The following is a 20,158-nucleotide window of genomic DNA, read 5'->3' as shown; positions in this document are numbered from 1 at the left end:
TCTAGCGCTATATTGTTAGAATAGCGTATTGCATTTAATTTTGATTGTATGAAGCGCTACAGCGTTGATTTATCTAAGGAAAATCACTCAATGTCAGATAATGACTTTCGTCTAAAGGGAAGTGTTGTTACCACTGTGGTATTAGAGATAAAAACATCTAATTTGGACCAAATCATCACGGGCTTGAAAGAAAAAATTGCTCAAGTCCCGCAATTTTTCGACCAAGTGCCTCTTATTATCGACATCAATCAGATCGCTTCTTTTGCTACCTTAGATTTTTTTACAAGTCTTGTCGATTCTTGCCGAAGGCAAGGCTTAGCAGTAATTGGTTGGCGTACCAGCCAAGAGACAATCCCTAAGTGGCGCTTAGAATGTGAGCTACCTATGCTGCCAAATGCCAATTCGCGACAGATCAATATTAAAAGTGAACCGACTGCTCCTGTACAAGACCCACAGGTGGTTGTTAAAACTGTTATTGAAGAGCGAGAAGTGTCTCAACCTACCAAGGTTATCACTAAGCCTGTTCGCTCTGGTCAGCAGATATACGCATCTGGAGACTTAGTGGTGCTGTCGCAGGTGAGTGCTGGGGCTGAAGTATTGGCGGAAGGAAATATACATATTTACGGCGCTTTGAGAGGTCGTGCATTAGCGGGCGTAAAAGGTGATAGTTCAGCCCGTATTTTTTGTAAAAACATGGAAGCAGAATTAGTCGCTATAGCAGGGAATTTTATGCTTAGTGACGCGCTGCAAAAAATTATTTGGAAAGATGCCGCGCAAGTGCTATTAGTGGAAGACACATTGGAAATCGCCTCACTATAGGTTAGGGCAAAGGCTATTAGAATTATGTTTTGGGGGATATTTAGTTGGCTAAAATAATCGTCGTAACCTCAGGTAAAGGTGGGGTTGGTAAAACAACTTCCAGTGCTGCGATCGGTACCGGTCTAGCATTGAAAGGACACAAAACTGTAATCATTGATTTTGACGTAGGTCTACGTAACTTAGACTTAATTATGGGCTGTGAGCGTCGTGTGGTCTATGACTTTGTTAATGTGATTAATAAAGAAGCGACTCTTTCGCAAGCCTTGATCAAAGATAAGCGCACCAAGGATCTGTTCATTCTTCCTGCCTCGCAAACACGTGATAAAGACGCGCTAACGCCAGAAGGTGTAGAGGCTGTTCTTGATGAATTATCAAAAGAATTTGATTATATTGTATGTGATTCTCCGGCCGGTATTGAAAAAGGGGCGCAAATGGCGCTCTATTTTGCCGATGTTGCAATCGTCACAACGAATCCAGAAGTGTCTTCGGTTCGAGATTCTGATCGAATTTTGGGGATACTGCAAAGTAAGAGTCGACGAGCTGAACAAGGTCTTTCACCGATTGAAGAGCACTTACTGCTGACCCGATACAACCCAGAGCGCGTATGTGAGGGTGAAATGTTGAGTGTAGAAGATGTGGAAGAGATTTTGGCGATTCCTCTATTGGGGGTTATTCCAGAATCTGATGCGGTGCTCAAGGCGTCGAACCAAGGTACACCAGTGATATTAGATGATCAGGCGGAAGCTGGTCAGGCGTATTCTGATGCCGTAGATCGTCTTTTGGGCGAGCAGCGTCCACTGCGTTTTACGGATGTTCAAAAGAAAGGATTTTTTAAGCGACTACTAGGAGGTTAAAGTGGGAATTTTTGACTATTTTAAGAGCAAAAGTGAGCCAACCTCTGCATCGGTTGCAAAGGACCGACTTCAGATTATTGTTGCCCATGAGCGTAGTCGCCGTACTCAACCCGATTACTTAGAGCAAATGCAGCAGGAAATCATTGCGGTTATTCGCAAGTATGTTCAGATCGAAAGTGATGATGTTCAAATACAACTCGAGAATACTGACGACTGTTCTGTGCTTGAGTTAAATGTAACGATTCCTGAGAAGAATTGATGTCGCAGAAGTGATGCTCTTCTCAAGGTGAATAAATGGCCAAAACTTGTGACTTTTGGCCATTTTTCTTTATAGACTTTGATTCTCATTTATTCTCAAGCAATTTTTCTAGGTGTATTATTTAGTCACCTGAAATGTTGGTTGTTGTATGTCGTATTTTACCCCCTTGCTAATTGTTGTTCTAAGTCTCGTTTTAGCGGGTTGCCGCGCTAGTAATGAGACGCTCGCTATCGAGTCCTCCTCCGCTGATAAAAAATCGGATTTGCCTGTTCCATTAGATAATCCCAAGGCACAGCTAGGTAGTCAGCTTTTTTTTGATGTCAATCTTTCAAGGAATCGCAACCAGTCTTGTGCAAGTTGTCATGATATTGGTAGAGCATTTGTTGATGGGCGTGAGACGGTGGATTTTGGCGCCGTATCATTGGGAAGTGATGATGCTTCCCATGGGGAGCGTAATGCACCGACTGCGGGCTATGCTGCGTTGGCACCAATCTTTCATAAAATGAAAAATGGAGACTATCGAGGTGGGCAGTTCTGGGATGGTAGAGCGTCTAATCTGGCTGACCAAGCTGCAGGACCATTTGTCAATCCAGTTGAAATGCAGATGGAAAGTGAATCTGCTGTGGTGGATCGTGTATTGGAAAATCCAGCCTATGAGCGCCTTTTCAAAGAGCTGTATGGTGAGTCGGTATTTTCTGCAAAAGATAAAGCGTTCAATGCTATCACTGATGCCATTGCTCACTTTGAGCAGACGGAGTTGTTTATGCCGTTTGATTCAAAATACGATCGAGTGATGCGTGGTGAGGAGCGATTTACGCCTGAAGAGGAGTTGGGTAGAACGCTTTTCTTTTCTCAGCAATTCACAAACTGTAATGCTTGTCATCAACTGAATAGCTCGCCTTTTTATCCGAAAGAAACGTTTACAAACTACGAATACCGAAATATCGGCGTGCCTCGCAACCCGAATTTAGCTTTGGCAACTCTAGACGAAGGGTTGTTTGATAATCCTTTAGTCAACGAAGATAGTCAAAGGGGTAAGTTTAAAGTGCCGTCATTGCGTAATGTAGCGGTTACAGGGCCATACATGCACAACGGTGTGTTCAAGGATTTGCGTACGGTTATCCTGTTTTATGATCATTACAATAATCCGATGAGAAAACTCAATCCTGAGACAGGCCTTCCTTGGCAAGCACCTGAGGTGCCTGAAAACATAGATCTGGAATCCCTAGAGATCGGGCCACCTTTGGACAATCGTCGTGTTGATGCGCTAGAGGCTTTCCTTAAAACATTAACGGATCAGCGTTACGAGTATTTGCTAACGGAGTAATGACGTTATCCTTCACATTGTTTCCCTGAGCAGGTCTGGCTTTGTTGTGTCTGATTGTTTACATTTTTAACGGTTAAAGATAACAACAGAAGGAATATATCTTCATGAAATACAGTCAGTTAGGGCGAACTGGGATCGATGTGTCCCGTGTGTGTCTTGGAACGATGACCTGGGGGAAGCAAAATACACAAGCTGATGCAGATGAGCAGATTGCTTTTGCATTGGATCAGGGTATTAACTTTTTTGATACTGCAGAAATGTATGCGGTACCACCAACGCCTGAAACTTACGGTAAAACAGAATCCATTATTGGTGATTGGTTGTCTCGTCATGCTTCTCGAAGAGAAGAAATGGTGTTGGCGACTAAAATAGCTGGTAATGGTTTAAGTTGGGTCCGAGGTGGCGGTGACGTCACTGGAGAAGCGATCATTGCTTCCATTGATCAATCACTTGATCGTCTTAAAACGGATTATATCGACCTCTACCAGATTCACTGGCCTAACCGTACTTCTCCTCATTTCGCCAAACACTGGCCGGGTATGTTGGATTTTTCCGGTGTCGATACGGCGCAACACTCAGCAGAGATGCTGGAAATTCTTCAGGCACTAGGTGAGTGTGTTAAATCTGGTAAGATTCGTCATTTTGGCCTATCGAACGAAACTCCTTGGGGGATTAATGAGTACCTTCGTTTGGCTGAAAAGCACGATTTACCTCGAGTAGCGTCTATACAGAATGAGTTTAGTCTACTTCACGCAAAAGATTGGCCGTTCTTAATCGAAAACTGTGTCCGTGAAGATGTTGCTTATTTGCCATGGTCTCCTCTGGCTGCAGGTGCCTTATCTGGGAAGTATATTGATGGCGCTCGACCTGAAGGCAGTCGCTGGAGCTTTGCGCAGCGTAATGGCCTGTTCCGTGATACAGAAGCTTCTAATGAAGCCATCAAAGCCTACAAAGAGCTTGCTGAAGCAAACGGTTTGACTGCCTCTCAGTTGGCTTTAGCTTGGGTGGATGAAGTAGACGGTGTCACTTCTACAATTATTGGGGCGACTAAGATGTCCCAGTTAGAAGAGGACTTGAAGGCGTTTGATGTGGTGCTGGATGATGAGTTAATGGCCCAAATTGGAAGCGTATTCAAAAAATTTCCAATGCCTTATTAGTATTCCATTATTTCAAAAGACATAAAAAACCCGGCAAATGCCGGGTTTTTTGTAACCATCAGAAAGAGTGAATTACTTCTCTTCTTTCTTAGCTTTAGCTGCTTCGATAACGACTTCAGCAACGTTAGCAGGACATGGTGCGTAGTGTGCGAATTCCATAGAGAACTGACCGCGACCAGAAGTGATTGTACGTAGGTGACCGATGTATCCAAACATTTCAGATAGTGGTACTTCACCTTTGATGCGTACGCCTGTTAGGCCAGCTTCTTGGTCTTTGATCATGCCGCGACGACGGTTCAAGTCACCGATTACGTCACCAACGTTGTCTTCTGGAGTAAACACGTCAACTTTCATGATTGGCTCAAGAAGTTGTGCGCCTGCTTTAGGGATAGACTGACGGAACGCACCTTTCGCTGCGATTTCGAATGCTACTGCAGACGAGTCAACTGCGTGGTAGCTACCGTCAAATAGTTCAACTTCTACGTCAAGAACTGGGAAGCCTGCAAGCACACCCTCGTCCATCATAGACTTGAAGCCTTTCTCAACAGCAGGCCAGAATTCCTTAGGTACGTTACCACCAACAACTGTAGATGAGAACGTGAAGCCAGAGTTTGGCTCACCTGGTTTGATGCGGTAATCGATCTTACCGAATTGACCAGAACCACCAGATTGTTTCTTGTGCGTGTAGCTATCTTCGATTTCACGAGTGATCGTTTCACGGTAAGCAACTTGTGGTTGACCAACGATTAGGTCTACACCGTAAGTACGTTTCAAGATATCAACTTTGATATCTAGGTGAAGCTCACCCATACCTTTAAGGATGGTTTCGCCAGAATCCTCATCAGTTTCTACTTGGAAAGATGGATCTTCAGCAACCATTTTACCGATTGCGATACCCATTTTTTCCATACCAGACTTGTCTTTAGGCTGTACAGCGATAGAGATTACTGGTTCTGGGAAGATCATTGCTTCAAGAGTACATTCGTGCTTAGGATCACATAGAGTGTGACCTGTTTGAACGTTCTTCATGCCGATAACAGCGATGATATCACCAGCTTGTGCTGAAGTGATTTCGTTACGGTCGTCTGCTTGCATCTCAACCATACGGCCGATACGTTCAGTTTTACCTGTAGCAGAGTTAAGGATTGTATCGCCTTTGTTAAGTTTACCAGAGTAGATACGGATGAAGGTTAGGGCGCCGAAACGGTCGTCCATGATCTTGAATGCAAGTGCTTTAAGTGGTGCATCAGCAGTAACGATTGCTTTTTCACCAGTTGGCTCACCAGTTTCAGGGTCAGTAAGATCTTGTGGATCAACTTCTGTTGGGTTAGGTAGGTAATCAACAACGGCGTCAAGTACTAGTTGAACACCTTTGTTTTTGAATGCAGAACCACAGTAAGTTGGGAAGAATGCTAGGTCACGTGTACCTTTACGGATACAACGTTTGATTTCTTCGATTGATGGTACAGTACCTTCTTCAAGGTATTCCATCAATAGGTCTTCGTCTTGCTCAAGAGCAGTTTCGATTAGCGCTTCGTGATATTCTTCTACTTTATCAGCCATGTCCGCAGGGACATCAGTGATTTCGTAGTTTTCAGGAAGACCAGTGTCGTCCCAAATGAATGCTTTCTTAGAAAGAACGTCTACAACACCAACGAAATCATCTTCTTCACCGATTGGAAGAGTCATAACAAGTGGGTTTGCAGCAAGTACGTTTTTAACTTGGTCAACAACGCGGTAGAAGTTAGCACCTAGACGGTCAAGTTTGTTAACGAAGATAACACGAGCAACTTCTGACTCGTTAGCGTAGCGCCAGTTAGTTTCTGATTGTGGCTCTACACCACCAGAACCACAGAATACACCGATACCGCCATCCAATACTTTCAAAGAACGGTATACTTCAACTGTGAAGTCAACGTGTCCAGGAGTATCGATAACGTTTAGGCGGTGACCTTTCCACTCACAAGTAACGGCTGCAGACTGGATAGTAATACCGCGCTCTGCTTCCTGTTCCATGAAGTCTGTAGTTGATTCACCGTCGTGTACTTCACCAGTCTTGTGGATTTTACCGGTAAGCTTAAGGATACGTTCAGTAGTGGTAGTTTTACCCGCGTCAACGTGGGCAAAGATACCGATGTTTCTGTAAAGTGATAAGTCAGCCATTACATTACTCTAATAAGTCTAGGATGAATTGTTCGCATGTTAGTATACAAGACTTTTCAGCGAAGTAGTCAGGTATTCGCGCGTATTCTATATTACTTTGCTAGCGCAATAAAAGAGGCGTGTCTTCTGCTCTCGTTATTTATTTAATTTTTTTAAGCTAATCTCTTCTTAAACGGTCAGATATTGCAATCGGGTTCGGGTAATACAAAATCACGACATAAGTAGACAGCGCAAATGTCAGAATCGCGGTTGCCTGGATAACATGACTGGCCTCTTCACCGATTAGCCCTAAAGAGGCGGCTAAATATGCAATCAAAAGCGAGAATTCGCTGACTTGGCCAAGTCTAAAGCCAACTTCCCAGCTGGTCGAGCGGTCTTCTCTCAGGCCTTTGAGTAAGTATCTGAAAACGGTTGGCTTAATTATCATGGATAGGATTGCAAGAACCAAAGCTGGCCAGATCACCAATCCTAGTAAATCTAGGTTAAAACTCGCACCAATAGAGAAGAAAAATAGGATGAGAAAGAAGTCTCTAAGGGGTTTTAAGTGCGTGGCAATATACTGTGAAATAGGCGAGGTGGCTAACGCAACGCCTGCGACAAATGCTCCCATCTCAGCAGATAATCCTAGAACTTCAGCCGCGGTCGCAAGTGAAAGGCACCAACCAATGGATAAAAGGAATATATATTCATGAAAGCGGTCAAACTTGGTTATCAAGGGTAATAATAAATATTTCACCATCGCAAACGCGCCAATAATCAGCGTAGGAAGTCCGATCACAGGCAGTAAATATTGTATATAAGCTGACTGTTCTGGGTTTTGTTCAGAGCCACCAACAGCCACAAGTCCAAGTAAAACAGCTATAGCGATAATATCCTGAAGTAACAGTAAACCAACTACTAACTCTCCAGTGTGTTTGTGGTGCAAAACGGTTGTCGGCAGTAGTTTGATGCAAACGATGGTGCTTGAAAACATCATTGCTAGTCCAACGATAATGGATTCGATTTCAGTGTACTGAAAAGCCTTAGCAGTTAAATAGCCAACTGCTGCAAAAGCAAGAGAAGATGCTACGGCTACCCAAGAGGCTTTCTTCAGCATATTGAATAGGTGGCTTGGTTTCATGTCGAGACCCAGCAAGAACAATAAGAAAATAATCCCAATATGGGACATGCCTTCAAGCAGTTCTGGTTGGTCAACAAGTTTTAATGATGAGGGGCCTAGAGCAACCCCCAGTGCAATGTATGCAAGAATTAGGGGTTGTTTTGTATAAAGGGCAATTGAGGCAACTACCGCTGCCCCTGCAAAAATTAAAAAGAAGGAGTGTACTATGCTTACATCCATGCGCCGCCCTTATGATTTATTTACCAAGAGCTAGATGATACCTTCTTTTTACGTGTCATTGGAAACAGCAATCCAAAAATGCCACCCAATAGTAAAGTGCCTGCGCCGATCATAAACCAACGCTGCTCCATAGATGAGCTTAACTCATTATTCTGCGCTACTAGGGTGTCAACTTGCTGTTGTAATGACTCGATTTTATAGTCTGATTCTTCGTTGGCAGAGACAATCTCTTTTGCCTTCTGGGCAAGCTCAGAAACATCATTGAGTTGCTTTTCTAGAGCTTGTTTTTGAGAGGTTAAGCTTTCGACAGAGTTAACTAATTCGTCATTTGTGTTTTTTGTTTCCTGCAGTGTTTCTTCTGCTGCAATTTGAGATTCTTTAGCTTTGGTTAGTTGATTTTGCAGGTAAACTAACTCATCACGACTAACTCGGTCTTCACTGATAAAATAACTTGGTAGCCATCCTTCATTACCATCAGGTGTTCGTACTTTGATATAGTCGTTTCTTCGATCTAACACTGTAAGAGGGGTGCCACTCTTTATACCGCGCTCTGTTGCACGTGTATCGTTGCTTAACCCTTCGCGGATAGCTACAAATTGGATGTCAGAAACATAAACGGTTTCCGCGTAAGTGGAAGTGATAACGCTAAAGGAAGCTGTTAATCCGAACAGTATTTGTTTTAGCACTTGAAGACCCTTTTACAATCAATTACTTGTATGCAGACAATAGCGCTACTGATAAGTAATCGCAACCGCTATAGAGCTGACTTTATATAGGTAATGTGTCAGCAACTTGTAAAACAAAAAAAGCGCAACATGTGTTGCGCTTTTTAGACTGGCTTAAAGCTTTATTATGCTGCGAAGTTTGCTGCTGCAAATTCCCAGTTAGCAAGTGCCCAGAATCCTTTAAGGTAGTCTGGACGAACGTTGCGGTAATCAATGTAGTAAGCGTGTTCCCAAAGATCCACAGTGATCAACGCTGTTTGACCTGAGGTCATTGGAGTGCCTGCATTGCTAGTATTAACGATTTCTAGAGAGCCGTCCGCATTTTTTACTAGCCAAGTCCAGCTTGAGCCAAAGTTGTTGACTGCTTTGTCGTTGAACGCTTCTTGGAATGCTGCGAAAGAGCCCCATTTTGCATTGATCGCCTCAGCAAGTGCGCCTGTAGGCTCGCCACCGCCATTCGGGCTTAAGCTGTTCCAGAAGAAAGTGTGGTTCCAGATTTGTGCTGCATTATTGAAGACGCCGCCAGCTGGAGCAGATGTAATGATCTCTTCAAGAGACTTGCCTTCGTACTCGGAACCAGGAACAAGACCGTTTAACTTTGTTACGTAAGTGTTGTGGTGTTTGCCGTAGTGATACTCTAGAGTTTCAACTGACATGTGAGGTTCTAGTGCATCTTTTGCGTATGGTAGTGCTGGTAGTTCAAAAGCCATTTCTTTTCTCCTTGCTTTAATGTACTGAAAAGTGCTTGTGATCAAGCAGTTAATGGTGCTTATATAGTAGCATCGAACATTTGAATATTATATTCATTCTGTTTGTGTGGTTATTTATTACCAAAGTTTTTCATAGTTCTACAATGATTGATGGCCGAACACTGTTATGCGCAAAGATGATGATGTCGAAATTCCTAGCTTAACCTTAGACAAAGATGAATTAAGTGATCACAGTGGAGTAGCTTCTGCTCCGAAAGCAGGCCGACAGCGCCTAAACCCACCACCAGCAAGGCCTTCCTCAGTTCATGCTGGTGCTGCTCAAGTCCCAGCTAAGAAAACCAGTTTAGCCTTTGTCTACTTTCTAATGCTGCTTATTATTGCGGCCATTGCTGGAGGTGGTTACTGGTTGTGGCTCGAAAATCAAAAGCTTCGTACTGAGTTGCTTGGCGCTCGCAGTCAAATTCAAGACCTTGATAGTCAATTAGTCGCCGCTGATGTTTCAAATATGAAGCAAGGTGAAACGGTTGAGGAGACGCTGGCAAGTCATGATAGTGAGATACGTAAGCTATGGGGAGTGTCGTATGACCGTAACCGCAAAGCTATTTCTGCTAATGACCAAAAAATTGAACAATTAGAAAATAAAGTGGCTGAGCTGCGTGAAGTGGTCTCAACACAAGGAAAGAGGGTTGCTATTCAAGCTGATACCTTTAATGAAGTCGAGAATGGCTATAACAGAATGTTGAAGACACTAGCTGAAATGGAGAAGGGGCTTGCTGATCAGGCGCAAGTTGTTCAGCAATCTAAATCTGAGATTGTGGCTGAGCTCGATGATCAAAAGAGTACAACTCAAACTGTTACCAGCCAGGTTTCTAATTTGGAATCTCAGCTTGCAACACTAAAGCGCTCCCTGGCCGCACTTGAGGATAGCATAGATAGTCAGAGCAAAACAATTTCGACCTTGTCTGAGGCTCCGGCGACACCCGCGATACCGAATGATCTAACGTCTCGTCTGTCGAATACGGAGGAGGCGATTCGTTCTATAGATGAGTTTCGTCCACAAGTGTTGCGTGAAATAAATAATCTTAAAGCGCAGGTGAGGCAGATGTCGTTGGAGTTAAGTATTGCTAATGGTGGTTAATTTAGTCATTAATTAATGTTGTTGATGTAGATCAAAGAAAGGCTGACTTGTTCAGCCTTTCTTGTTTTTTGCTTAAGGAAAAGCGTCATCAATTCGCTAGAATTCGCGCCATCGTAACTCCTTCTATAAAGATTTATTATGACCGAATTGCTCTCTCCTGCTGGTACCCTTAAAAACATGCGTTACGCTTATGCTTATGGTGCGGATGCAGTTTACGCAGGCCAGCCTCGTTACAGTCTGCGCGTACGAAATAATGACTTCACCATGGCAAACCTTGCTCAAGGTATTGAAGAGGCCCATAGCTTGGGTAAAAAGCTCTATGTAGCGACAAATATTGCGCCACACAATGCCAAAATTAAAACGTTTATCAAGGATATGGAGCCTGTTGTTGAAATGGGGCCTGACGCATTGATTATGTCTGATCCTGGCTTAATGATGCTGATTAAAGAGAAATGGCCCGATATGCCGATTCATTTATCTGTTCAAGCGAACGCGGTGAATTGGGCAACGGTAAAGTTCTGGCATAATTTTGGATTGGAGCGCGTTATCCTTTCTCGTGAGCTTTCACTTGATGAGGTAGGTGAGATTCGTCAGATGGTTCCGGAAATGGAAATTGAGACGTTTGTTCACGGTTCATTGTGTATTGCTTACTCTGGTCGCTGTTTGCTATCGGGCTATTTTAATCGCCGTGATCCAAACCAAGGTACTTGTACCAACTCTTGCCGATGGCAGTATGATGTGAAATCTGCTGTGCAGGATGAAAATGGTGATATCGTGCCAGCAGATGGTAGTCACCTTAAAGGAGTGCAAAGTTTTGATCCATCTGAATTTACCGCGCCGACTTTAGGTGAAGGTAAGCCGTTTGATGATGTGGTACTGCTTCGTGAGCAAGGGCGTGAAGGTGAATTCATGCCAGCTTTTGAAGATGAGCACGGTACCTACATTATGAATAGCCGTGATTTACGTGCTATTCAGCACGTTGAAAAGCTAATCGAGCTTGGTGTCCACTCGCTTAAAATTGAAGGACGCACAAAGTCACACTTTTACGCAGCACGTACCGCACAGTTGTACCGTAAAGCAATCGATGATGCGGTTCATGGTCAGCCATTCGATATGTCTTTGATGGATAAATTAGAAGGGCTTGCAAACCGAGGCTATACAGAAGGCTTCTATCGTCGTCACGTGCATGACCAATATCAGAACTATCAATATGGTAACTCAATTTCAGACCGCCAGCAGTTTGTTGGCGAAATGCTGGACTGGAATAATGGCTGGTTAACGATTGATGTGAAAAACCGCTTTAAAGTGGGTGATTCGATTGAATTGATTACGCCAAAAGGCAGCATGATTTACAGTATCGAGGCGATGGAAAATTTAAAAGGTGAAACCATGGCTGTAGCGCCGGGTTCTGGTCATAAAGTGCGTATTCCGATGGCATATCAACCAGAGCAACTAGAGCTTGGGTTGGTGATGCGAAATCTGCCAAACGCTATGTAAATGGTGTTTTGTGGATCTTTGGTAACTAAAAGGCTCACTGTGAGCCTTTTTTAATATCTATATGCTATGAAATTCTAGTTAGGTTGGTTTTTATAACTTTCTGGCATGTTATAGTTAGCAAAATGCAGAAGCCTTTTAATATTTGGATGAGATTATATGACAGTTACAGAGGCAAGACTGACTCACCTTAAACAGCTTGAAGCTGAGAGTATCCACATCATTCGTGAAGTGGCAGCAGAGTTTGATAACCCAGTGATGCTTTATTCCATTGGTAAAGATTCAGCGGTTATGCTGCACCTTGCGATGAAAGCGTTTTACCCAGGCAAGCCGCCTTTCCCGCTATTGCACGTCGATACTGGCTGGAAGTTCAAAGAGATGATTAAGTTCCGTGACGAACTTGTTGCTAATCTTGGCCTTGATCTTCTAGTCCATCAAAACCCTGAAGGTGTTGCTCAAGGTATTGGGCCATTTACGCACGGTAGTGCAGTACACACTGACGTTATGAAAACTCAAGGCTTGAAACAAGCGCTTGATAAGTACGGTTTCGATGCAGCCTTTGGTGGTGCACGTCGTGATGAAGAGAAATCTCGTGCGAAAGAGCGTGTTTATTCTTTCCGTGATAAGCAACACCGTTGGGATCCCAAAAACCAGCGTCCTGAGTTGTGGAACATTTACAACGGCAAAGTGAATAAGGGTGAAAGTATTCGTGTGTTCCCTCTGTCTAACTGGACGGAACTGGATATCTGGCAATACATCTACCTAGAGAGCATTCCAATTGTTCCTCTTTACTTCGCAGCGAAACGTCCAGTGGTTGAGCGCGATGGCGTTCAAATCATGGTTGACGATGAGCGTATGCCATTAAAAGAAGGCGAAGTGCCAGAAATGAAATCAGTGCGTTTCCGTACGCTTGGCTGTTACCCGTTAACGGGGGCTGTAGAGTCTGAAGCAGACACGTTACCTGAAATCATTCAAGAGATGCTTTTAACTAAGAGTTCAGAGCGTCAAGGCCGTGTCATCGACCACGATTCAGCGGGTTCGATGGAAGAGAAGAAGAAACAAGGTTATTTCTAAGGCTAGGAGTTGTAAGAATGTCTCATCAATCAGAATTGATAAGTCAAGATATCCTTGGCTACCTAAAACAGCATGAAGAAAAAGACTTGCTTCGTCTTCTAACCTGCGGCAACGTAGATGATGGTAAGAGTACGCTAATCGGCCGCTTGCTTCACGACTCTAAGTTGATTTATGAAGATCACTTAGATGCCGTTAAGCGTGACAGTAAGAAATCTGGCACACAAGGCGAAGAAGTGGATTTGGCGCTGCTTGTAGATGGTCTACAAGCAGAGCGTGAGCAAGGTATCACCATTGACGTGGCATACCGTTACTTCTCTACTGAGAAGCGTAAGTTCATCATTGCGGATACGCCTGGGCATGAGCAGTACACGCGTAACATGGCGACAGGTGCCTCTTCTTGTGATCTGGCGATCATCTTGATCGACGCTCGTTACGGCGTACAAACGCAAACGCGTCGTCATAGTTACATTGCTTCGTTACTTGGTATTAAGCACGTTGTTGTAGCAGTTAACAAAATGGACTTGGTGGACTTCTCTGAGGAGAAGTTTAACGAAATCCGTGCGGATTACTTAGAGTTCATTGAGCAGCTTGGTAACCGTAAGCCAGAAGATGTGTACTTTGTGCCAATGTCTGCACTTAATGGTGACAATGTTGTTAATGCATCTGAGCAAACACCTTGGTATCAAGGTGGTCCATTAATGGAAATCTTAGAGCAGGTTCAAATTAATCGTGACGTGAAGAGCGATGCGTTCCGATTCCCTGTTCAGTATGTTAACCGTCCAAACCTAGATTTCCGTGGTTTTGCTGGCACCATCGCGGCAGGTCAAGTGAAACCGGGTGACGAAATTGTCGCGCTACCTTCTGGTAAAAAGTCTAAAGTTGCTGAGGTCGTAACGTACGATGGCAATTTGGAAGTGGCGAAGAAGGGGCAGGCAGTCACTTTGACGCTTGAGGATGAGATTGATATCAGTCGTGGAGACATGATTGTACATCCGGGGCAAGAGCCAGAAATTAGCTCAAACCTTCGTGCCTCAATTGTGTGGATGTCTGAGCAGCCTTTGGTGCCAGGTAAGCTATACAACTTCAAGCTTGGAACACAAACAGTGCCAGGCAAAGTACATCACATTAACTACCGTGTTGATGTAAATACGCTTGAGCAAACTGAGGTTGACCAAGTTGAGCTAAATGTTATTGCTGACTGTGTTATCAGCTTCGATGCGCCAGTAGCATTCGATAGTTACCAGATTAGCCCTCTGACGGGTGCGTTGATTGTGATCGATCGTCTTTCAAACGTAACCGTTGGTGCGGGTATGGTTGAAGAGACTGTAGGTGATTTGGATGCTGATGCTGTGGTTACGGCAGAAGAGCGCGCAGCTCGTCTAGGTCAAAAACCAGCTGTGGTTGCTTTAGCATCTGGCTCTGCAGTGGATGCTCAGCAGCTTGAGCGCTCTTTATTGCGCCGAGGTGTGGTTGCGTTTGCTAAGCTTGATGCGTCTGTTTCTGAAGCGGAATTGCTTAAGCAAACTGGTGTTGTGGTTGTGGTGGCGGATGCAGCGATTGCTGATATCGAGCTGACCGATGGCAACCTTGAAGAGGTTGCAGAGCAAATTTTGTCGACTGTACGTCTGTAATTAGTCGATAAATCGTGTATAAAAAGCCACTGTTTAACAGTGGCTTTTTTTGTTTGTGAAGAAAATGATGTTAGATCAACTCTACTTGGCTCTGGTTGCTTATGCTGAGCATCGTGTGGCAGTCGCGAAAGAGGCGGCTAATCAAGCCCGTTCTGCGGCAACGGATAGAGAGAGTGTTGCAGAAACAAAGTGGGACACCTTTGGTTTAGAGAATTCTTACTTGGCTCATGGGCAATCTGTTCGTGTGGCTGAGTGTGAGGCCGATTTGGCATATTTAAAAAAGCTCTCCTTTTCGGGCAGTGATGAAATAACACTGGGATCAGTGTTCAGGGTTGAGCGTCAAGATGGTTGGAGCAAGGTTGTTATCTTGTTGCAGTGTTGTGGTGGCGGTGAGTTTGAGTGTCAGGAAAGTTCGATTTTATTGGTGACACCACAAACACCCTTGGGTAAGTCTTTGCTTGGCCGAGAAGAGGGGGACGAGATTTTGATGAAAAGTCGTGGCGTCGATCAAGAGGCGGAAATTGTAAAAATATTTCTGCCACGTGATTAGAAATTTGAATCTCACCCTAGAGAGTAAAAGGCGCTTGGCATATAATGCTGGGCCTTAAATGATTAATACCTCCTTGTTTAGAGCGATCTATATCAATTTTAGCGAAAAACAGGGTGAATAACGGTACGTTCGCAACTTTGCGAGACAGTAATAGGATAGGAATTATGCGCAGCCATTATTGCGGCGAGTTAACAGCAAAAAATATTTCAGAAGAAGTCACTCTCAGCGGTTGGGTTCATCGCCGTCGAGATCACGGTGGTGTTATTTTCTTGGATCTACGTGACCGCGAAGGCATCACTCAGGTTGTATTTGATCCAGATCGTGCAGAAAGCTTTGCATTAGCGGATAGCTGCCGTAGTGAATTCGTAGTAGAGATCAAGGGACTTGTACGTGCTCGTCCAGAAGGTACTGTTAACCCTAATATGACAACGGGTGAGATTGAAGTTCTGGGTCATGAACTTGAAATCCTTAACCGTGCTGCGACACCTCCATTCCAGCTTGATGATCATCAAACGGTTGGTGAGGATATTCGCCTTAAGAACCGTTTCATTGATTTACGTCGTCCTGAAATTCAGGAGAAATTGCGTTTTCGTTCAAAAGTAACGTCTGTACTACGTCGTTACCTAGATGAAAACGGTTTCCTAGACATTGAAACGCCAATTTTGACTCGTGCCACACCTGAAGGTGCGCGAGACTACTTGGTTCCAAGTCGTACGCACCAAGGTAGTTTCTTTGCTCTTCCTCAGTCACCTCAATTGTTCAAACAGCTGTTGATGGTGTCTGGTTTTGATCGTTACTATCAAATTGCAAAATGTTTCCGTGATGAAGATCTTCGTGCAGATCGCCAGCCAGAATTTACTCAGATCGACTTAGAGACTTCTTTCCTAGGTCAGGAAGAGATCATGAATCTGACGGAAGGTATGATTGCAAATCTATTCAAAGAGTTGAAGGATGTTGATTTGGGTGCATTCCCACGCATGCCTTTCTCTGAAGCGATGGAAAAATACGGTTCAGATAAGCCTGATCTACGTATCCCGCTAACGATTGAAACGGTTTCTGATCTTATGACTGAAGTGGACTTTAAGGTCTTTTCTGGTCCTGCGTCAGATCCAAAAGGTCGTGTTGCAGCCCTTAAAGTGCCAGGTGGCAATTCTCTTACTCGTAAACAAATTGACGAGTACACGAAATTTGTCGGTATCTACGGCGCTAAAGGTCTGGCTTACATTAAAGTTAATGATAAGTCTGATCTTGAAGAAGGTCTTCAGTCTCCAATCGTTAAGTTCTTGCCGACCGAGGTTCGTCAAACATTGCTAGACCGCGTTGAAGCGCAAGACGGCGATTTGATTTTCTTCGGTGCAGACAAAGAAAGCATCGTAAACGAAGCGTTAGGTGCATTACGTTGCAAGTTAGGTGCGGATCTTGATCTGTACACTTGCGAGTGGGCTCCACTTTGGGTTGTTGACTTCCCAATGTTCGAAGAGACGCCTGATGGCGGTGTGACTGCGATCCACCACCCATTTACTGCGCCTTCATGTTCGCCTGAAGATCTGAAAGCTAACCCGCTTACTGCTCTGTCTCAAGCGTATGACATGGTGCTTAATGGTACTGAGCTTGGTGGTGGTTCGATCCGTATTCACCAAGCTGATATGCAGCAAACAGTTTTCGAGCTACTAAACATTTCTGAAGAAGAGCAAGAAGAGAAGTTTGGTTTCTTGCTTGATGCGCTTAAGTTTGGTGCGCCGCCGCACGGTGGTCTAGCGTTCGGTCTTGATCGTCTAGTGATGCTTATGACAGGTTCTGCTTCTATCCGTGATGTTATTGCCTTCCCTAAAACTCAGAGTGCAACGTGTCTATTGACTCAAGCACCGGGTGAAGTAAGTGATAAGCAGCTTAAAGAGCTTAGCATTCGTGTGCGTAAGCCTGTTGCGGAATAATTGATCAAGTCCGCTACATGAATTTGAAAAGGGCCACTTTGCTGGCCCTTTTTTATTGCTTTAGATTGCAAAGTGTTGCGTAGCCTGTTGGAATATACAGTGTTTTTAGGCTTGTTGTTAGGGTGTGCTTTGGCTCGGATTTTAGCAATTGACCCAGGCTCTCGGTTAACGGGCTTTGGGGTGTTGGATTTTATTAATGGGAAGACTCATTACGTGACTAGTGGGTGTATCCGCTTGCCTGATGAAAATCTGGCGATTCGTTTAAAGCGGATTTATGAGTGTGTTAGTGATGTAATCGATGAATTTCGACCAAACGAATTTGCCATTGAAGAGGTTTTTTTGGCGAAAAATGCTAACTCCGCCTTGAAGCTTGGACAGGCGCGTGGTGCTGCGATTGTTGCTGCTGCAATGGCTGATTTGCCAGTCTATGAATATGCCGCTCGAAGAGTTAAGCAATCTGTCGTTGGTAATGGTAGCGCAGATAAAGAGCAGGTTCAGGCGATGGTTCAGCTGCTACTAAAACTTGAGTCAACGCCGCAGGCGGATGCTGCGGATGCTTTGGCCATAGCGTTATGTCATGTAAATACTCGCACTTCAGATGGTTTGGAATATGGTGTTGGTAAGCGAGCGGGGCGTACTTCAAAACGTTGGCAGTTATCAGATTTAAGGGTTAAATAATGATTGGGCGAATTGTTGGGACTTTAATAGAGAAATCTCCACCGGAATTGTTGGTTGATGTGAATGGAGTGGGCTATGAGGTGATGGCTTCCATGAGCACAATCTATGAGCTGCCTCCAGTTGGTCAAAGTGTAATGCTTCATACGCATTTTCAGGTCAAGGAAGATTCTCAGTCTTTATATGGGTTTGCGACAAAAGATGAGCGGGCCTTGTTTAAGATTCTCATTAAGGTAAATGGAATAGGTCCGAAAATGGCACTTTCTGTATTGTCTAGCATGTCAACATCAGAGTTGATTTTAGCGGTTCAAGAGTCACAAGTGGACTCTTTGGTGAAAATACCAGGTGTTGGTAAGCGAACGGCTGAGCGTTTAGTCGTTGAGTTGCGCGATAAGCTTGGCACGGCGGCCAAGCAGGATCTCTTTACTGAGCGTTCAGTGGTGGCTCAGGTTCAAACAGATCCGCGTCAAGAAGCTGAAGCTGCGTTAGTTGCGCTGGGTTATAAGCCGCAAGAGGCAGCTCGTGTTATTGCGAAGCTACCTAAAGATAGTTCTGATAGTGAGACATTAATCAAAGCGGCTCTTAAGAGTATGTTGAAGTAGTTTATGATTGAACATGATCGAATAATTTCGCCTCAAGTAAGAGGTAGTGAAGGTCAGGTGGATAGGGCGATCCGCCCACAAAGCTTGGCAGAGTATATTGGGCAACCTGTCGTTAAAGAGCAGATGGATATTTTCATTCAGGCCGCTCGACAGCGGGGGGAACCCCTTGATCATTCGTTAATATTTGGGCCTCCTGGGCTTGGTAAGACCACTCTGGCGAATATAATCGCAAATGAGATGGGGGCGGAAATTAAAACGACTTCAGGTCCTGTGTTGGAGCGCGCTGGAGATTTGGCTGCTCTGCTTACTAACCTTGAAGAAGGAGATGTGCTTTTTATTGATGAAATTCATCGACTCAGTCCCGCTATAGAAGAAGTGTTATATCCGGCAATGGAAGACTATCAGATTGATATTATGATAGGAGAAGGGCCGGCTGCTAGGTCTATAAAAATTGATATACCGCCGTTTACTTTAGTAGGTGCAACCACTCGTGCTGGGTTGCTTACATCACCTTTACGCGATCGTTTCGGAATCGTGCAACGTTTGGAGTTTTATGATGTCCAATCTCTGACTACAATCGTAAAGCGCTCAGCTTCTAAGTTGGGCGTCGACTTAGATGACTCGGGTTGCTTTGAAGTGGCGCGGCGATCTCGTGGTACCCCGCGTATTGCAAATCGATTGTTGCGCCGTGTTCGCGATGTTGCTCAAGTCGATGGTGAAGTTGTTGTTGGTCAAAAAGTTGCTCAACGTGCCTTGGATATGTTAAGTGTAGATGATCAAGGCTTTGATCATCTTGATCGACGTATGTTGTTGACTATGATAGAAAAGTTTGATGGTCGTCCGGTGGGGCTAGATAGTATTGCCGCAGCAGTGGGAGAAGATAAAGATACCATTGAGGATGTCATCGAGCCGTTCTTAATTCAGCAAGGTTTTGTGATTCGTACGCCGCGAGGAAGGCAAGTAACAAAGCGTGCTTACGAACACTTTGATTATCAGTTACCAAAAGATTTTGACTAAAGGAATCTAAACACATGTCCATTTGGGGCTTAATTTTAAATGCCAGCTTTGTTGTACAGTTGGTGATGTTAACGCTTTTGCTTGCATCAGTTTTTTCGTGGGTAGTGATCTTTCAGCGAAAACGAGTGCTCGGCCGAGCCAAGAAAGTGAGGCGTAACTTTGAAGATCAATTCTGGTCTGGAATTGATCTGAGTAATTTATACCGCCAACTAACGGTCGATGGGCGCAAGGTTGAAGGTATGGAAAATATCTTTGCTGCGGGAATCAAAGAGTTTACGCGCTTACGTCAGAATGGCACGGTTGAGGCGGATGCGATTATCGAGGGTGTTGATCGTGCGATGCGTGTGGCCTTGTATCGTGAAGAAGAACGTTTAGATCAGCATTTACCTTTTTTGGCGACTGTCGGTTCAATTAGTCCTTACATCGGTCTTTTTGGTACTGTTTGGGGGATTATGCATGCTTTTATCGGGTTGGCAGAGGTGCAGCAAGCTACGTTGGCAACCGTTGCACCCGGTATCGCTGAAGCGCTCATTGCGACGGCCATTGGTTTGGCTGCTGCGATTCCCGCTGTCGTTGCCTATAACCGTTTCTCGTCTACTGCGGATTCGCTTGCTTCAAGCTATGAAAATTTTGCAAACGAGTTTAGCAGTGTGCTCTACCGTAAAGTGCATGTGCGCGAAGGGAATTAAC

At 44.4% G+C, this 20,158-nt stretch carries 19 protein-coding genes; 15 read left to right on the top strand and 4 right to left on the bottom strand.

Annotation, left to right across the window (positions count from 1 at the left end; all coding sequences use genetic code 11):
- Window positions 1–90 precede the first annotated feature (90 nt).
- The 5 genes from minC to ACXAC1_RS18730 all read left to right on the top strand — a co-directional run bounded on the left by minC (window position 91) and on the right by ACXAC1_RS18730 (window position 4,416).
- A complete protein-coding gene (minC, locus tag ACXAC1_RS18750) occupies window positions 91–819 on the top strand; it encodes a septum site-determining protein MinC (RefSeq protein WP_475063497.1) in 729 nt (242 codons plus the stop codon).
- A gap of 44 nt (window positions 820–863) precedes the next feature.
- A complete protein-coding gene (minD, locus tag ACXAC1_RS18745) occupies window positions 864–1,673 on the top strand; it encodes a septum site-determining protein MinD (protein WP_475063495.1) in 810 nt (269 codons plus the stop codon).
- Window position 1,674: 1 nt separating this feature from the next.
- Window positions 1,675–1,932: a cell division topological specificity factor MinE gene (gene minE, locus ACXAC1_RS18740; RefSeq protein WP_133559943.1), complete on the top strand. Its 258-nt coding sequence runs from the start codon at window positions 1,675–1,677 to the stop codon at window positions 1,930–1,932.
- Between the two features lie 148 nt (window positions 1,933–2,080).
- Window positions 2,081–3,259 (top strand): cytochrome-c peroxidase, encoded by a 1,179-nt coding sequence (locus ACXAC1_RS18735; RefSeq protein ID WP_475063493.1) that lies wholly within the window; start codon window positions 2,081–2,083, stop codon window positions 3,257–3,259.
- Window positions 3,260–3,363: 104 nt separating this feature from the next.
- Entirely contained in the window at window positions 3,364–4,416 is a 1,053-nt protein-coding gene (locus ACXAC1_RS18730) for an aldo/keto reductase (protein WP_475063491.1), read from the top strand.
- Window positions 4,417–4,488: 72 nt separating this feature from the next.
- Here the strand turns inward: ACXAC1_RS18730 and fusA are convergent, their stop codons facing one another.
- The 4 genes from fusA to ACXAC1_RS18710 form a co-directional block, all read right to left on the bottom strand.
- Window positions 4,489–6,579, bottom strand: a complete 2,091-nt coding sequence (gene fusA / locus ACXAC1_RS18725; RefSeq protein WP_475063489.1) for an elongation factor G — start codon at window positions 6,577–6,579, stop codon at window positions 4,489–4,491.
- Between the two features lie 157 nt (window positions 6,580–6,736).
- Entirely contained in the window at window positions 6,737–7,918 is a 1,182-nt protein-coding gene (locus tag ACXAC1_RS18720; protein ID WP_475063487.1) for a cation:proton antiporter domain-containing protein, read from the bottom strand.
- A gap of 20 nt (window positions 7,919–7,938) precedes the next feature.
- The gene (locus tag ACXAC1_RS18715; protein WP_475063485.1) at window positions 7,939–8,604 is read right to left on the bottom strand and encodes a TIGR04211 family SH3 domain-containing protein; all 666 of its coding nucleotides are present in this window, start codon (window positions 8,602–8,604) and stop codon (window positions 7,939–7,941) included.
- Between the two features lie 164 nt (window positions 8,605–8,768).
- Window positions 8,769–9,353: a superoxide dismutase gene (locus ACXAC1_RS18710; protein ID WP_475063484.1), complete on the bottom strand. Its 585-nt coding sequence runs from the start codon at window positions 9,351–9,353 to the stop codon at window positions 8,769–8,771.
- 166 nt (window positions 9,354–9,519) lie between these two features.
- Here ACXAC1_RS18710 and ACXAC1_RS18705 point away from each other — a divergent pair, with 166 nt between their 5' ends.
- The 10 genes from ACXAC1_RS18705 (at window position 9,520) to tolQ (ending at window position 20,157) form a co-directional block, all read left to right on the top strand.
- Window positions 9,520–10,491, top strand: coding sequence for a hypothetical protein (locus ACXAC1_RS18705; protein ID WP_475063483.1), 972 nt, complete (start codon window positions 9,520–9,522; stop codon window positions 10,489–10,491).
- Between the two features lie 138 nt (window positions 10,492–10,629).
- Window positions 10,630–11,988, top strand: coding sequence for a prephenate-dependent tRNA uridine(34) hydroxylase TrhP (gene trhP / locus ACXAC1_RS18700; protein ID WP_475063482.1), 1,359 nt, complete (start codon window positions 10,630–10,632; stop codon window positions 11,986–11,988).
- A gap of 156 nt (window positions 11,989–12,144) precedes the next feature.
- On the top strand, window positions 12,145–13,059 hold the full coding sequence (cysD, locus tag ACXAC1_RS18695) for a sulfate adenylyltransferase subunit CysD (RefSeq protein WP_133559934.1): 915 nt from the start codon (window positions 12,145–12,147) through the stop codon (window positions 13,057–13,059).
- 17 nt (window positions 13,060–13,076) lie between these two features.
- The gene (gene cysN / locus ACXAC1_RS18690) at window positions 13,077–14,690 is read left to right on the top strand and encodes a sulfate adenylyltransferase subunit CysN (RefSeq protein ID WP_475063480.1); all 1,614 of its coding nucleotides are present in this window, start codon (window positions 13,077–13,079) and stop codon (window positions 14,688–14,690) included.
- Between the two features lie 64 nt (window positions 14,691–14,754).
- Window positions 14,755–15,240, top strand: a complete 486-nt coding sequence (locus tag ACXAC1_RS18685; RefSeq protein WP_475063479.1) for a GreA/GreB family elongation factor — start codon at window positions 14,755–14,757, stop codon at window positions 15,238–15,240.
- Between the two features lie 164 nt (window positions 15,241–15,404).
- A complete protein-coding gene (gene aspS, locus ACXAC1_RS18680) occupies window positions 15,405–17,174 on the top strand; it encodes an aspartate--tRNA ligase (RefSeq protein ID WP_475063477.1) in 1,770 nt (589 codons plus the stop codon).
- A gap of 129 nt (window positions 17,175–17,303) precedes the next feature.
- Window positions 17,304–17,852, top strand: a complete 549-nt coding sequence (gene ruvC / locus ACXAC1_RS18675; protein ID WP_475063862.1) for a crossover junction endodeoxyribonuclease RuvC — start codon at window positions 17,304–17,306, stop codon at window positions 17,850–17,852.
- Window positions 17,852–18,451, top strand: a complete 600-nt coding sequence (gene ruvA / locus ACXAC1_RS18670; protein ID WP_475063475.1) for a Holliday junction branch migration protein RuvA — start codon at window positions 17,852–17,854, stop codon at window positions 18,449–18,451. Before ruvC ends, ruvA begins: the two co-directional genes overlap by 1 nt.
- Before the next feature lie 3 nt (window positions 18,452–18,454).
- Window positions 18,455–19,468 carry a Holliday junction branch migration DNA helicase RuvB gene (gene ruvB, locus ACXAC1_RS18665; RefSeq protein ID WP_475063473.1) on the top strand — a complete coding sequence of 338 codons (1,014 nt, stop codon included), beginning with the start codon at window positions 18,455–18,457 and terminating at the stop codon, window positions 19,466–19,468.
- 14 nt (window positions 19,469–19,482) lie between these two features.
- On the top strand, window positions 19,483–20,157 hold the full coding sequence (tolQ, locus tag ACXAC1_RS18660; RefSeq protein ID WP_475063471.1) for a protein TolQ: 675 nt from the start codon (window positions 19,483–19,485) through the stop codon (window positions 20,155–20,157).
- The last annotated feature ends 1 nt before the right edge of the window (window position 20,158 follow it).

The organism is Marinomonas sp. AWM4_232 (genome assembly GCF_056158325.1).
This window is presented reverse-complemented; position numbering and strand designations above follow the sequence as displayed.